The sequence below is a fragment of the Butyrivibrio sp. VCB2001 genome (genome assembly GCF_000423965.1).
Taxonomy (GTDB): Bacteria; Bacillota; Clostridia; order Lachnospirales; family Lachnospiraceae; genus Butyrivibrio.
Genome location: NZ_KE384119.1, coordinates 18,626 through 33,380 on the forward strand (window position 1 = coordinate 18,626; position 14,755 = coordinate 33,380).

Sequence of the window (14,755 nt, forward strand, 5' to 3'; positions counted from 1 at the left end):
GGAATCCTGCCGTGGCGCTCAGCAGTATCCTGGTAAAAGACATCGAAACTCAAATCTGCTTTATCGACATCAACAACACTTCTGTCCTGCACATACTGAAGGAGCCTTGATTCTCTTTCAACAAATGAGCATGTAGTAACCTTGTCGATTCGCCTCTTGGTCCCATATCAATTACCCTTTCTTGATCCACAAAGCGTCATATTTTCTATCATGGTAAAGATCCCTGTCAAACTGGTTCTGCGCTTGATAAAAAGCCTCAAACAACTCCTCCACATAAACCTTCAGGTTCTCATGCTTAACTCCTTCAAAAGACTCCCTGACAGCAATTCTATTCCCCTTCTGATCCTCAACAGCTCGTCCAACTCTGTCAATGAAGTAGCATTTCCCATCATCACAATCAATTCTCAGAAAGTCCTTATTCCTTCCCGGCAGCTGCCTTGCTATCAGCTCCACCACATAATCCGCCGGCTTGGCATCTCCATGTTCCCACTTCCTAAGCGTACTGAGAGGGATGTTGAAATTCTCAGCAAACTCCCTCTGACTCATACCACTATTTACTCTAAGCTCTCTAACCGACGCACTCATCTATATTTCATCTCCTCAAAACAAGGTGACCAATTTGGCTACTCTTAATTTTACTGTAGCCAATTTGGTCACTGTAGTCAATTTTTATTTTAACCCGGGCCAATATCACATCACATCGCAGTTTTATATGTACGTTGGTTGGAAACTGTATTCCGACCACCCCACAACTCTCTTCCATACAAAAAATAGTTGGAAATTTCAAAAAGAGTTTTTTAGCTTCCTGCTAAAGCTTGCCAAAAGCCACATCACAAAGCCCCTTGTAGCCCATAGTTGTGATGCAGCCACCGCGTTAGGCATGAAGTTTTCAAAAATTCCCTCAGGAAAAAGTTTTGTAATTTCCAACCAAATCCTCTTATACAAATTTTTGTGATGCTTTTCAAAAATCGATTCCAACCAACACCACCATATACTGCCCCTTGTGATGCAGTTTTTGACATTTACACGCCCACGTGTTAATGTCAAATATAGAAAAGGAGATTTCATTCATGAAAGATTACTACACTGTCAGTGAATATGCACAACTAACCGGCAAGGACCCCGGCAATATCAGGAGAATGCTAATATATGGCAAACTGCTCGGAGATAAATTAGGAAATCAATGGATCATTCCAAAAGATGCCAAATATCCGGATGATAAGCGTGTAACAACCGGCGACTACAGAAACTGGCGCCAGAAACAATCTGTTTATCACGCCAATCCTAAGCTCATGAAATCTCTTGCTAAGATGAGCAGAGAACTCCACGGCGTTTATGGCAATTCCATGTGCAAAGTGATTCTATATGGTTCTTATGCCCGTGGCGAGCAGGAACAAGATTCTGACGTAGATATTGCTCTTCTGTTAGACAAGGACTCAGAAGAAATGCATGACCGAATGCTTGATATTGTTGTTGATTATGAACTGGCACTATCTGTTACTTTGTCTGTGGTAACCATAGAAATGAAACAATATCAGGAATGGAGAGCCTCTCTCCCTTTCTACAAGAATTTAGATAAGGACGGAATCATCCTATGGAAGACAGAATGAAGGAATTGGCCAAATATAGATTCGAAACCAGCCTGGAAGACTTAATTGATGCAAAACTAATGCTCAATAACGGAAGATATAAAAATGCTCTAAATCGTGGATATTACTCCATCTTTCATGCAATTAAGGCTATCTGCGCACTTGATGGTTTTGACAGCAGTAGGCATAGTGGAGTAATCTCTCACTTTAATCAAAACTATGTCAAAACAGAAATATTTCCTAAAGAATTATCAAAAATAATCCGTAGCGCTTCCGAGAACAGAGAGAAAGCGGACTACCTTGATTTCTTCATCGCTTCCAAAGAAGAAGCCGAAAAACAAATTGAGCGTGCAGAGCGCTTTTCATCTGCCATCAAAAAATATCTCACTGACAGAAATATCATAGAACAGTAACATATTTCTTTGGTCTTTGCATCGCAACACTTCAATATATCCTTCATAGTTGGAAACGTTATTCCGACCACCCACAACTCTCTTCCATACAAAAAATAGTTGGAAATTTCAAAAAGGGGTTTGGCGCCATCCTATAATACTTACAAAAAGCCACCCTGCCATATCCCGGCAGAGCAGCTCTATTATCGCAACATCCATGTCATCTCACAACATCTAAATCGCAAAACCCAATCACATTCTCCCAGCGCCCAACTCCATCAAATACTCCTCAACATTCTTATAAATCACGCCATCCCTCGATGCACTTTCCCCGCGATACAGAACAGTTTTATTAACAATTGTCCCATATTTGAATTCCACCCGATCACACATCTCATCATTTATAAGATGCCTGTACTGATGGGGATCCACCTGATCAGAATGCTTGATTTCATAAAGCTCACATTCATACTTCCTGTCATCTGCGATCACCATGTCGATCTCGCCGGCCGGAAACTCAAGCTTAAAAGCCCGCTTGCTACCCGGCAGAGCTTTCATAGTCTCTAGCAGTACGATATCCTCCAGCATCCTTCCACGTACATCTTCTAGTATCATATCGCAGATTCTGCCTCTTTCCCTGGCAGGGTAATTCTTAAACAAATCATCCTTCATCAGCGAAAACACCAGCGCCTGAGCCTGACAGTATCTCATTCCCGGCTGAGTGAACAGAACCCTATCCCTGGGCTCATCTGTCTCAATCGCCTCACTATCACATTCGACTATCAGGTCCAGCATTCCAAGATATTCCCTAATCTCCTCAACATGCGCTTGAGTAATCTTAACAACACGCACGTCCTTGTTCCTGATCTCAAGGATGTCCTTAAGCCTTTTCAGGATCATCTCTTCATTCACATGATCCAAAACGCTCTCACTTCCATTCAGCGCAGCCCTCTTCCTCTCCATCTGCTTGGCCGATCCAAAATCATGTGACTTGAAATCCCTCTCCAGCACAGACACAAGGAAGCTGTGATTCATATCTTCAATAATACGATTGATCGCGCCCGTCAGCTCTCCGGCTTCATACAAGCTTATGAGATGCCTGAAATGTCCGCCCTCCCGGTAGCATGCAAGACTATGCTGTATATTTCTGGCTATCGCGGTATCGATATATCTTCTTGCCGACTCATCATCCCTGAAAGACACCCCTTCGTCCATCAGCTCCAAGTCATCATAATCAGTCTCGCCGACTCTGAATGTGCCTCCATATCTGATATATTCATCTATATCATTCTTCCCCAGGAGCCTTGCATACTCTCTGAAAGGAATAAATGTTGTGTGTATGGTAAAAGACCTGTCGTACAACTCATCATCCGTCGAAAGCATAAGCCCCAACGAATCCGTTCCGGACAGCACAACCTTCATCCCCATCATGGCATATACATCTGACAAAAGAGATGCAGAATCAATGAAGTCTTTCATAAGAGTAACTTCATCAACAAACACGTACTTTATACCATCTTCCTTAAGCCTTCTCAGATCTCTGTTCAGCATAGACATATCATCGCTTGAAAGAGCCTTGATATATGCCGTTTCATCAACAGGAAGCTGGGATATTGCCTGCAAAAGAAGTGTCGTCTTCCCTGTCCTTCTAAGCCCATAGATAAGACATACCTTCCCTGAACTGTTCCCATTTAAATAGCGTTCCAGAAGTCCAAAACATTCTCTCTTGCCGAATTTCTGCACGCTGCCATACATATCCGATAGCGCACTCCCGGTTATAACCCTCATGTCATATTGAGGTTTCTCACTTCCTGAAGCATGTAAGACGGCTTCGGTATATCTGCCCAGTCTTAAGTATTTCTCAAGTTCCAAACGCCTCTCTATCTGAGCCTTAACTGCTTCCTCCTCATCCATCTTAACGTAGACACTTTTCTTAATACCGTCTTCACTCCATTGACGATACATCCTTCGCTTTCCACGAATTGTTTTATATGTGATCCTTCCCTTTGGAAGTGATTCGATTTCATCGATGACACTCTGAAGCGATGTCTCAATATATGCCATAACATCTTCCTCCATCTGATTTCATCGTAACACAAAAGCAGCCCCAAAGCAACCCCACGTAGGGTTGCTTTGGGGCTGCCTCAGAGTTGCCAGGCAATCACCAAATCTTATCTCCACTCGAATCCATTCGCCTCAACCACTGTCCTCAACTCCTCGGCATTCGTATCCCATGAAGCATAGTACGGATCTCCGCGATGGTCCGCAATCACATCTGCGCCGTATATATACCTGAGATGCGCGCCAAGATAATGCGCGAACTTCGTGGCGCCATAGTAGTTCAAATGCGAAGAATCATATGTATCCGTCCCACTCTCAAAATCAATTCCGATATCCCAGTTATGAAGCACCGTGTAATCAAAGAACACATGACTGTTGCCTGCATCATTGAGCTGCTGCACATACTGCGCAAGCCAATTGTATCTGAGGTCCTCAGCCTGGATCTTATCCGTAACAAGTTCAGCATTCACATGATACGGCACAACAGTCAGATAAAGCTCAATTCCGCTTGCCGTGGTGAAGTCCACAATCTTCTGCAAGTACTCAACAGACTTATCAGAAGGCGCCAGAACAGTATCCTCATTAATCCTAGGTACAGATGTCGGAGTCATATCAAAATAAGGCGTAAATCCCTTGAAGTTCTCATAATCATACTTCAGATCCTCGAAATCCTCAGCATCCAGCGCATCATACCTGTCATGATATCCGGCAAATCCCGGGAAATACTTGTCCCAAATTTCCTCCCTACCGTCGAAACTCACCCACATCATCTTCATCTTGTTCAGGCCAAACCTGAATCCATTAAGCGAATCCGCCAGATGAGTATATGTGTATTTATGATCTTCCTGAAACGCCGCCGGGGTAAAGAAATCCAGCACCACAACCTTAGGCTTTTGATTCTTGCAAAACTCCTTCAGGTAATAGTACGAAATCCACAACGGTTGCTCCGCCGAAGAAAAATCAAAAGCCGAAATCCCATACTCCTCCCAGAGCTTGGCGGTATTAATACCATAGTGCACATGACTCGACCCCAGCATCAGAACATCCACTGAATTCTTGGGCTGCTCGTACATGGCAATACCCTGCTTCACGCCGTGATCCGTCCTGTCCTTGAGCACGTAATCCGCACCACACAGCGCCACTCCCAGCACAACTATAGAGAGAATTGTCGCTATAACTTTTTTCATAAAAGACCTTTTCCCTCCCCTTAAAAGCTCATATACATGAAGCTTCTGATTGCTTCACCCGAGCCATATTTACCAAATAACAGAACCACAAAAGCAATAACCACCAGGAACACCGACCTCGCCACATCGCCCCAATCCGAAGCGATAACTTCCGGCAGTACACTCTTTCTCATCCATGCATGCATATCCATAACCACCAGCAGCACTACAGAGAAAAGAGCTATCCACCACTCCATAGTTGAAATCCCCAGCATCATCTTGTCTGTGACCACCATTCCTGCCAACGGCGAAAGCCCATTAATACCCGGAATCATGCCTCCGATAAACCTAAACGCCTCAACAATCCCGTTTGCTCTGAAGAATATCCAGGCAAAAGACACGAGACAGAATGTACTTAACTGGCCTGAAATCCCATGTACCGCAAACCTGAGCCTTTTCTTCTTGCACAACCCTGCGCAGATATTGAACAATCCATGAAGCAGTCCCCATACCAAAAATGAAAGCCCGGCTCCGTGCCACAATCCGCATACAATGAAAACCACCAGGGTATTGATCATCTTCCTGTGCTCACCCTTGCGATTTCCGCCCAGCGGAATATAGATATAATCCTTGAGGAAATTACTGAGAGATATATGCCACCTGCGCCAGAACTCAGTTGTAGACTGCGCCAGATAAGGCGTCCTGAAGTTCTGTGTCAACTCAATTCCAAACAGCCCCGAAATGCCTATCATGCTGTTGGTATATCCCGCAAAGTCGCAATAAATCTGAATTGTATAAAGAACTGATGCCAGCATCATAGTAAGGAATCCGCATGATGCCATATCAGCATAAACAGAATCCACCACAACACCGAGTCTGTCAGCAATAACCAGCTTCATGAACAAGCCCCAGATCAGGTAAGACATACAGCGAATGAACCTATCAAGATCAAACCTCTTAGCCTCGCAGCTAACCTGAATCTGCTCAAAGAAAGCTCCCGCTCTCTCGATAGGACCGCTCATCCACTTAGGGAACCACATCATGTAAAGGGCAAACTTAAAGGGATTTCTCTCTGGCTCAGCAAGCCTTCCCATATACAAATCCGCGATATAACTAATAGCCTGGAAAGTATAAAAAGAAAGTCCAATCGGCATAGCTGCAAACTGAACATACTTCCACCCAAATAGAATCAGTGCCAGCACAGCAATACTAACTCCAGCCAGCACTTTCTTACTTCCAGCCAAACGTCCAAGCGCCAGCCCCACAGCCCACGTCAGCGCAGTAATAACCGCCAGCACCACAAGCCCGGCAGCTCCGCCTTCGCTATACACGAACAGCACGCTCCCTGCCAGCAGCACATACGGCCTTATCTTCCCCGGCACCACTTTAAACAGCGCCAACAAAATCACTATAAATCCAACAGTAGAAACATTAAGTAACATTAATCCCCAGGCTCCCCAGCCAAAACAAAGTAAGCAAAACAAATAAAGCAAATAAAAAAGCAGGATATGAAACAAAGACACCCTAAGATGCCTGTTTTCATATCCTGCTACAATCTCACATTTCTTTTCATTATCTGTATCGCTCCGGCTCACAAATCCCTCCGGACGCAGCACTGATAATAAAAGCTTTAACAAAATCTGCTGTGCTTTGTAACAAATTCAATTTACCAAAGAATTATAACATTACCTCTGTAAGAAGGGCAACCACAATCGGGTCCTTGCCGGTTTCATCTGATATCAGCGCCCTGATTGCCTCGCTGATGCCCCTCTCGGCCCGCTCGTCCCGAACTCCCTGATTAACAAACCTTGAGAGCTCCGATAGCGCCACATCCTGAATGCGCCGCTTAAGCTCCGGATTGTTCCTAAGCCCGACGAATCCTTTGCTTGACACATTAACTCCGGAAGCATATCTTCCGCTCTTTTTGTCTATGCAGATCTCAACAACCACAATCCCCGACTCAGAGAGCTTCTGCCTCTCTTCAAGTATCTTATGCGCAACGCTGCTCTTCTCATAACCATCGATCAGAACTTCTTCAAGAGCAATCCTGCCTGTAACCTTGCAGCTGTCAGCCGTAAGCTCAATAACATCACCGTTTCTCACCAGCAAGACATTGCCCGACGAAATCCCAATTCCGCAAGCCACCTTCTTGGCTTCACGCCTGTACCTGTACTCGCCGTGAGCCGGAATCACAAACTTTGGCTGCAGCAGAGAATACAAGAGCTTAAGTTCCCCTGCACAGGCATGCCCCGTCGCATGAATATCGCCAAACTCCACGATAGCCCCATGTTCCTCAAGCATATTCAAAGTCCTGTTAAACTCCGCTTCATCCCCCTGAATAGCCACTGAGCTGAAGAGTACTACATCGTCTTTCTTTATCCTGATTTCCGGATGCTCCCCGGCAGCAATCCTTGAGATAGCCTGCACCGACTCGCCATGATTACCCGTGATCAGATACACAATCTCCTCGTCGCTGTACTTTCCCACATCCTCAGCATCAATCAGCACGTCCTCCGGGATATCCATATATCCCAGTTTCCTTGCCGCGGAAAAGACCCTTAGCATTACCTCACCTTCCATGGCAACCTTTTTGTTGTACTTTTTGCCAAGGTTTAATATCTGTTGAATCCTCTCCATGTTCGATGCAAAAGTAGTGATGATCAGGCGATTCTTATTGTAAATATTAAAGAACCAATCCAGCTGCTGATATACATCCATCTCCGACTTGGACATACCCTTTATCATGGCGTTGGTACTGTCTGAGAAAACTGCCAATACCTCTTTTGCCCCAAGAGCTGAAAGCCTCTGCATATCAGCCTTCTCGCCGATGATGGGTGACATGTCGAACTTGAAGTCTCCGGTGCTTACAATCACCCCTTCAGGCGTATAGAAGGCCAGCATCACCGAATCCGGTATGCTGTGGTTAGTCTTGATAAACTCCACCTTAAAGTCGCCGACAACAATAGTCTTCCCGGCCTGAATAGCCCTGGTCTTAACGCCCTTTATTCCGAAGTCCGAGAGCTTTTCTTCCACCAGCGTTATGGTCAGAGGTGTTCCGTAAATAGGCACAGGAAGTTCCCTGATAATATAAGGGATTGCTCCGATATGGTCCTCGTGACCGTGCGTCAGGACAATCCCTTTAAATTTCGCCGAATTCTCTTTTAAATAAGACACATCCGGAATGGTACCGGAGATTCCCGGCATGTTCGTTGGTGGAAAAGACATTCCGCAGTCCACAGCAACAATAGAATCCCCACACTCTATGAGCGTCATGTTCATTCCGATTTTGTCAAAGCCCCCGAGGGGAATGATCTTAACAGTACTCATAAGTTAAATACTATAATTCCTCCGATAATAAGGCACATTCCGATGATCTTGCTTGTGGTGATCTTCTCACCGAAAACGAGCCTTGATAAAAACATTACAAGGATATATGCAACAGGCTCCAGGATGACCGTGCCCATGTATCCCAGATGCTTGTAGCAGAAAATACCGATTATCATGGAGAGCACTAGCAGTCCGTATCCGCCGATTACCAGGACGTTAAGATACTCCCTGATTCGACTTGGATATTCCTTCTGCGCGCTCTTTTTCAAAAGAACCTGTGACACCGATGCAAGGAGTTCCACAAAGATCATTACAAGAAAGAAAATGTTAAACATCTTTGCCCTCCCCCATATTCATCACAACAACGCCGGCCATAACTATCAGGACTCCGATGATTTTCTTAGGAGTAATCCCCTGGCTGAAGATCAGGAAGTTCCAGACCATTGACCACAGAAGGGTCATGGCCTTATTAGCATACGCTACCGACAATTGAAATCTCTTTATAATCTGCTGCCACAGAATCGCATAGACACCAAGGATGAAGAAATCCAGGCCAAAGAACAGTATGTATCCAAGGCTGAGGAAATCATGCTTTGATGCCATGTTTCCGGCAACGGTTGAGAGTGAATAAACCATTACCGAGAACTGCAGCATTACTATATCAAGTTTTTTGATCTTGCTTTTATTATTCTGCTCCATAGATTACCTTTGCAAAATGCTCTGCCATATGCTTGTTGCATGCAGCATTTACGTGAATGTTATCAAGAAGCCACTCCGAACTGTTGTCCTCGTGGATGGTTCCGTAATAATTGTCGACAAAAGACACTCCGGTTGCCCCTGACACGTCGATCATGAACTGAAGATATGTTGTGAGCCTTCCGTTTCCGAAGTCGTACATATCACCGTTAACCAGCGAGCCGGTATTGTCATAGGCATAGCACATCGGGAAGGACATGCACACGATCCTGATGAAGGGGTATGCTTCCTGGATCGCCTTGATTCCTGCATTGAGTGCGCCACTGTAAGTCAGCGGGTCAGAATCATTATCCGGATTCATTCCGATTCGAAGATTGATGTAATCCTGAGCATCGTAGAAAATAACCAGTGTATCCACAGTGTTCATATCAAGAGCTTTAAGCACATCTGTGTGTTTGTAGTAGTTTGAATCCTCAAATTTCGTCGCTGCGGAATCCATCTGTGAATAGTCCCCTGCTGCCATGGCCTTGGACACGTTGTAGAAGCTAAAGGCATCAAGCGGATACTCATCGCTGTAGCTTGCATTCTTGAGTGCAACGGTAGAAGCCGGGAATCCGGCATTGATACAAGTTGCACCGAGCTTACTTGCAATCTGCTCACAAACACCCTCTTCATTGCTGTAGTAAGTCAGGATATCATTTCCCAGGAAAAGAATCGTCTCCTGCCCATCGTCCTCGTGCATAGCCTTCTTGTCCTCAGGCAGCAGGAATATCTGGTCCATGACTTCAACTGAGAAGTCTCCCTCAACTACTCCCTCTGTCTCGGCTGTTCCCTGATTCCAGATCCAGAGCTTAACCACCGAGAATACAATAACTGCAAGGATTACTCCGAGAAGTGCGATAAACGCCCACTTGGGAATTCCCTGATTTTCTTTATTCTGATCTTCTGTCTTATTCATCTTGTTCCGTCCTTTTATTTACCAATCTTGTGAAAAGAGCTCTTCATAATCGAAACTCTCTACGATGCCCCTCATCTTCTGAAGTTCCTGAGTCATTTGCTCAGACGATGTAATCTGACGAGTGCCATCACTAAAACATTCTACCATATATCTGTTGATCTCGGGTTTGTAATGCGAATAATCCGCATAGTTGTTGAGATCTGTCACCTCATCCATGGTTTGGAAGTAGAAGAGATGAACGTTGTCATACTCAAGAAGTCTGTCAGCCACGTACTGATACTGAGCAAAAGCTGCCTCATAGAATCCTTCCTGTTTTAAGTTGTGCCAATACAGAATGCTGTATGGTGGGAAAAAGAAATAGAACTGTGTTTCAGGGTGCTCCTCAACAAAGGGCAGAATATTCTTCTCCAGATTTGCCTGCGTAGCCGGCAAAACGTCATCCTCTGTATAGATCACATCTGACTTCTCCGGCTCTTCATAGGTATGCATAACCCACTGAATATTGTAATAATCCGGTGTCCACCAGCTTGCATAAATCTCTGACAGATCAGAACCTTTACCCTGAATAACAGGCCTGAAGATATATTGGAACAGCACGTCCTTGTTTAGGACATATTTCACATCATTGAAGATATTATCATCATAAAGATGCTCCGGTAATGGATACTTTGTTTCCTCAGTATCAGCTGTCATTGTCGGAATATCCATTGCAAAGAACACCGCTCCCATAGGTCGTGTCTGCCTTGCATAACTTTTCTCATCAAACACAATCGACAGGATATTGTAGTCATCCTTAGGATAAGCGCCACTGTAGCTGAGCTTCACAGTATCATATCCAAGCAATTCTTTGAAATCATCCGTATCAAAGTTAACCGTCATAGACGAGCCAATGATGCAGCCGTTATAATCCATGTTCGTTGCCATTCCGGGATTCTGAGACAGCTGGTTGTCAACGACATACGGAAATCCCTCATCTGGTGTGTGGTAATGAAAGAAAGGATCCACATATATGACCAATGCAGCAATCAACACCAAAGCCAACACCACGACAGCAATCAAAGTCCAGAAGAGCTTAGCATAGCTACTCTTATTTAGTTTTTTCTGATCAACACTATTATTCATAATCTACCAATCAACAAGCATGATATATTCAGAAATTCATATACAGGAATGTGCTGACTCCCGCGAGACTTATAATACTCCACACAAGAAGTATTGCAGTCGCTATAGTGGTCTTCACTCCAACCTTACAATTCTTAGCAATTGTAATCGCATTCTTTGAAAAGAAAATAATGGCCACTGCCACAATCAGGAACAGCCACATACAGCTCTCCCAGGCAAATGGCAATTTCATTATCGGTGTAACCTTAATCACATACCATATCTCATCAAGCTGGAAGCATGCAGATAGCTGCGTTGCAATTCTTTTGTGTCCGCCAACAAACATCCTTCCAATAAGTTCCAGCGCCTCTCTTATACTGCTTGCCCTGAAGAACACCCACGCCAGCGTCACATAAACAAATGTTAAAAGAGTCTTCACAACTCGCACAGCTGCAGAAAGCTTATCTTCTTTCTTGCCACGCACCATTCTCGTGATCACATACAGCACTCCATGCATAGCACCCCAAACAATGAAGTTCCAGCCATTCCCATGCCATAGTCCGCTGACAAGGAAAACTATCATGAGGTTAACATACATCCTTGCCATACCCTTACGATTTCCACCAAGAGGAATATAAACATACTTGGTAAAAAACTTCGTCAGAGTAATATGCCATCTCTTCCAGAAATCGAGGATATTCACAGCTTTGTACGGCGAATCAAAATTCTGAGGAAGTTCAAATCCAATCATCATGCACACAGCAGATGCCATGTCACAATATCCGCTGAAATCAAAATACAACTGGAACGAATAGAACACAGCTACCAGTATAGCCTCTAAGCTTCCAAGTCCTGCTACAGCATCAAAACCAAAATTCACAGCCTGGCCAAATGTATCAGCAAGAATTACCTTCTTGAATAGTCCCATAGAAAAGAGGAACAGAGCTCTGAGTAGCAACTCATAGTCTATAGCCGGGTCTGTATCAATGGCCCCCTCAAGCTCCTTGCTGAACTCACCATACCCCATAAGTGGTCCCTGAAGAATCTTAGGGAAAAACAATATGTAAGCCAGATAATCAAGTAGACTAAACTCCTCAATCTCTCCCCTGTACATATCAACAATGTATGAGATCTGATTGAAAGTATAGAAACTGACTGCTACCGGGAAGAACACTCCAGAGAACTTGAAGAAAAGCAAAGAAACGACATTAGCCAAAACAGCAAAAGCAAGAATCAACTTACTTCTTGCAGCAACTGTGCTAGCTTTTCCATAAGCATCAGATTTCACATCTTTGCACAGACTCCCCTTCGCTATAAACCTTGCCAGCACTCCATTCAAAAAAACACTTACTGCCAGTACCAACAGGTTCCTAATTCCGAAAGGAGCATAGAAAATCAAGGACGCCACAATTATGATCCATTTGCACACGTCCCTATTAGCCGCCTTTCTTGCTACAAGAAATAAAATCACAAATAGCGGCAAAAATATCAAAATAAAAGCATAAGAATTAAATAACATCTAACATCCAATCCCCAACTAATATCACTCACATTAGTTTAAGCTATCTGGAGTTTTCGTGCAAATTCTTGTGAGTCAACGGGGACGTTTCAGTTTGACTCATTTTGAGTCACTGGGGACGTTTCAGTTTGACTCATTTTTGCATCACAAAACCCTTTACAATGGGCTGTTGGTAGGAGTCTGTTTTTGAAAAGCATCACAAAAATTTGTATATAAAAAAATAGTTGGAAATTACAAAAGTTTTTTCATGGCCAAGAATTTAAAATTTCATGTCTAACACTTTGGCTACATCACAGCTACCGGCTCCACGGTACGTTGTGATGTAGTTTGCGTCAGGTATTTCCGGATGAGTCCCATGTAACGCCAAAACCCTTTTCGAAATTTCCAACTATTTTTTATATGGACGAGAGTTGTGGGGTGGTCGATATCACGTTTCCAACCATCGTAGAATATATGGTATCTTGTGATGCAGAATCATGGGGATAGAGTCAAGGGGACGGTTCTATTGACTTCAGGCATATTCTACAGAGTCAAGTGGACGTTTCCAATACAACCCTTCTATTTGTAGAAATAAGCAATTATAGGTATAATAGCTTTGTATTTTCGAAACATAAGGAGAAATCAGAATGAACATAATCTTACTTTCAGGCGGATCAGGAAAAAGACTTTGGCCCTTATCCAACGACATCCGCTCCAAACAGTTTATCAAAATATTTAAGAAGACAAATGAAGATGGCACAGTCGAATATGAGTCAATGGTTCAGAGAATCTTCGGCCAGATAAAGGCTGTAGATCCTGATGCAACTGTAACCATCGCAACCAGTAAGTCCCAGGTATCATCAATCCACAATCAGCTTGGCTACGATGTAGGCATAAGCGTTGAGCCATGCAGACGTGATACATTCGCTGCTATAGCTCTTGCTACAGCATACCTTCATGACGTGCAGAAAGTTCCTGAAACAGAAGCAGTTGTAGTATGCCCTGTAGACCCTTACGTTGATGAGGGATACTTCAAGTGCCTCGAAGATATGTGCAAGGCTGCACAGGAAGGTGACAAGAACCTTGTCCTCATGGGAATCGAGCCTACATATCCATCAGCCAAGTACGGTTACATAATTCCAAATGAAACAGGCTTTGACTTCACCGAGAAACCCGACGAGAAGACAGCTGCTGAATACATTAGCCGTAACGCTCTCTGGAACGGTGGTGTATTTGCCTACAAGCTCTCCTATGTTCTTGAAAAGAGCCGTGCGCTTCTTGGAACTTCAGACTATGAAACACTCTTTAGTTCCTACGATACACTCAGGAAGATAAGCTTTGACTACGCTGTTGTAGAAGCTGAGAAATCCATCGAAGTCCTCAAATACTCAGGCACCTGGAAGGACCTCGGAACCTGGAACACCCTCACCGAAGCAATGTCAGAGAACACAATCGGTGACGTTCGTATGGATACCACTTCAAGCAACGTTCACGCCATCAATGAGCTCGACGTTCCAATTCTTATTATGGGCGGACACGACCTTATAGTATCAGCTTCCGCCGAGGGAATCCTTGTATCTGACAAAGACCAGAGTTCCTACATCAAGCCATTCGTAGACGATATCGATCAGCAGATCATGTTCGCCGAGAAATCCTGGGGTAACTACAGAGTTCTCGACGTAGAAAACGAAAGCCTTACAGTAAAGGTTACTCTTAACCCTGGCCATAAGATGAACTACCACAGCCATGAACACCGCGATGAAGTATGGACTGTTATAAGTGGAGATGGTCGTACCATAGTTGATGGCATGGAGCAGAGCATCCGCCCCGGCGATGTCATAACCATGGCTGCCGGCTGCAAGCACACAGTAATCGCAGGCGATAAAGGTCTTCAGCTTATCGAGGTGCAATTGGGCGAAGCCATAAACGCCAACGATAAAAAGAAGTATGAGATGCCCTATTGAAAG

The 14,755-nt window shown here is 44.2% G+C and carries 14 protein-coding genes; 3 read left to right on the top strand and 11 right to left on the bottom strand.

Features of this window, described 5'->3' with window-relative positions:
• Nucleotides 1-171: 171 nt before the first annotated feature.
• Nucleotides 172-585 (bottom strand): helix-turn-helix domain-containing protein, encoded by a 414-nt coding sequence (locus tag G589_RS0117665; RefSeq protein ID WP_026523029.1) that lies wholly within the window; start codon nt 583-585, stop codon nt 172-174.
• A 198-nt stretch (nt 586-783) separates the two neighbouring features.
• Nucleotides 784-927, bottom strand: coding sequence for a hypothetical protein (locus tag G589_RS22045; RefSeq protein WP_155832584.1), 144 nt, complete (start codon nt 925-927; stop codon nt 784-786).
• Nucleotides 928-1,070: 143 nt separating this feature from the next.
• Here G589_RS22045 and G589_RS21520 point away from each other — a divergent pair, with 143 nt between their 5' ends.
• Together G589_RS21520 and G589_RS0117680 are read left to right on the top strand one after the other, a co-directional pair.
• On the top strand, nt 1,071-1,610 hold the full coding sequence (locus G589_RS21520) for a nucleotidyltransferase domain-containing protein (RefSeq protein ID WP_051192572.1): 540 nt from the start codon (nt 1,071-1,073) through the stop codon (nt 1,608-1,610).
• Nucleotides 1,595-2,002: a HEPN domain-containing protein gene (locus G589_RS0117680; RefSeq protein WP_026523032.1), complete on the top strand. Its 408-nt coding sequence runs from the start codon at nt 1,595-1,597 to the stop codon at nt 2,000-2,002. Before G589_RS21520 ends, G589_RS0117680 begins: the two co-directional genes overlap by 16 nt.
• A 231-nt stretch (nt 2,003-2,233) precedes the next feature.
• Here the strand turns inward: G589_RS0117680 and G589_RS0117685 are convergent, their stop codons facing one another.
• The 9 genes from G589_RS0117685 to G589_RS0117725 form a co-directional block, all read right to left on the bottom strand.
• Nucleotides 2,234-4,045, bottom strand: a complete 1,812-nt coding sequence (locus tag G589_RS0117685; RefSeq protein ID WP_035776600.1) for an AAA family ATPase — start codon at nt 4,043-4,045, stop codon at nt 2,234-2,236.
• A 107-nt stretch (nt 4,046-4,152) separates the two neighbouring features.
• Nucleotides 4,153-5,229, bottom strand: coding sequence for a hypothetical protein (locus tag G589_RS0117690; RefSeq protein ID WP_026523034.1), 1,077 nt, complete (start codon nt 5,227-5,229; stop codon nt 4,153-4,155).
• A gap of 20 nt (nt 5,230-5,249) precedes the next feature.
• Nucleotides 5,250-6,650, bottom strand: coding sequence for an MBOAT family O-acyltransferase (locus G589_RS0117695; RefSeq protein ID WP_026523035.1), 1,401 nt, complete (start codon nt 6,648-6,650; stop codon nt 5,250-5,252).
• 235 nt (nt 6,651-6,885) lie between these two features.
• Nucleotides 6,886-8,535 carry a ribonuclease J gene (locus G589_RS0117700; RefSeq protein ID WP_026523036.1) on the bottom strand — a complete coding sequence of 550 codons (1,650 nt, stop codon included), beginning with the start codon at nt 8,533-8,535 and terminating at the stop codon, nt 6,886-6,888.
• Nucleotides 8,532-8,870: a multidrug ABC transporter gene (locus G589_RS0117705; RefSeq protein WP_026523037.1), complete on the bottom strand. Its 339-nt coding sequence runs from the start codon at nt 8,868-8,870 to the stop codon at nt 8,532-8,534. Before G589_RS0117705 ends, G589_RS0117700 begins: the two co-directional genes overlap by 4 nt.
• Nucleotides 8,863-9,234, bottom strand: coding sequence for a transporter (locus G589_RS0117710; protein ID WP_026523038.1), 372 nt, complete (start codon nt 9,232-9,234; stop codon nt 8,863-8,865). Before G589_RS0117710 ends, G589_RS0117705 begins: the two co-directional genes overlap by 8 nt.
• Nucleotides 9,221-10,189, bottom strand: a complete 969-nt coding sequence (locus tag G589_RS0117715) for an SGNH/GDSL hydrolase family protein (RefSeq protein WP_026523039.1) — start codon at nt 10,187-10,189, stop codon at nt 9,221-9,223. The genes G589_RS0117710 and G589_RS0117715 overlap by 14 nt, the downstream gene beginning before the upstream one ends.
• Before the next feature lie 18 nt (nt 10,190-10,207).
• The gene (locus G589_RS0117720; protein ID WP_051192574.1) at nt 10,208-11,311 is read right to left on the bottom strand and encodes a hypothetical protein; all 1,104 of its coding nucleotides are present in this window, start codon (nt 11,309-11,311) and stop codon (nt 10,208-10,210) included.
• 28 nt (nt 11,312-11,339) lie between these two features.
• Entirely contained in the window at nt 11,340-12,578 is a 1,239-nt protein-coding gene (locus tag G589_RS0117725) for an MBOAT family O-acyltransferase (RefSeq protein ID WP_196811906.1), read from the bottom strand.
• Nucleotides 12,579-13,435: 857 nt separating this feature from the next.
• Between G589_RS0117725 and G589_RS0117730 the strand changes: the two genes are divergently transcribed.
• Nucleotides 13,436-14,752: a sugar phosphate nucleotidyltransferase gene (locus tag G589_RS0117730; protein WP_026523042.1), complete on the top strand. Its 1,317-nt coding sequence runs from the start codon at nt 13,436-13,438 to the stop codon at nt 14,750-14,752.
• Nucleotides 14,753-14,755: the final 3 nt, after the last annotated feature.

Coding starts and splice junctions, on each gene's coding strand:
- G589_RS0117710 (WP_026523038.1), bottom strand. CDS start 9,234: ATGGAGCAGAATAATAAAAGCAAGATCAAAAAACTTGATATAGTAATG.
- G589_RS0117730 (WP_026523042.1), top strand. CDS start 13,436: ATGAACATAATCTTACTTTCAGGCGGATCAGGAAAAAGACTTTGGCCC.
- G589_RS0117700 (WP_026523036.1), bottom strand. CDS start 8,535: ATGAGTACTGTTAAGATCATTCCCCTCGGGGGCTTTGACAAAATCGGA.
- G589_RS0117705 (WP_026523037.1), bottom strand. CDS start 8,870: ATGTTTAACATTTTCTTTCTTGTAATGATCTTTGTGGAACTCCTTGCA.
- G589_RS0117685 (WP_035776600.1), bottom strand. CDS start 4,045: ATGGCATATATTGAGACATCGCTTCAGAGTGTCATCGATGAAATCGAA.
- G589_RS0117720 (WP_051192574.1), bottom strand. CDS start 11,311: ATGAATAATAGTGTTGATCAGAAAAAACTAAATAAGAGTAGCTATGCT.
- G589_RS0117695 (WP_026523035.1), bottom strand. CDS start 6,650: ATGTTACTTAATGTTTCTACTGTTGGATTTATAGTGATTTTGTTGGCG.
- G589_RS21520 (WP_051192572.1), top strand. CDS start 1,071: ATGAAAGATTACTACACTGTCAGTGAATATGCACAACTAACCGGCAAG.
- G589_RS0117690 (WP_026523034.1), bottom strand. CDS start 5,229: ATGAAAAAAGTTATAGCGACAATTCTCTCTATAGTTGTGCTGGGAGTG.
- G589_RS0117680 (WP_026523032.1), top strand. CDS start 1,595: ATGGAAGACAGAATGAAGGAATTGGCCAAATATAGATTCGAAACCAGC.
- G589_RS0117715 (WP_026523039.1), bottom strand. CDS start 10,189: ATGAATAAGACAGAAGATCAGAATAAAGAAAATCAGGGAATTCCCAAG.
- G589_RS0117665 (WP_026523029.1), bottom strand. CDS start 585: ATGAGTGCGTCGGTTAGAGAGCTTAGAGTAAATAGTGGTATGAGTCAG.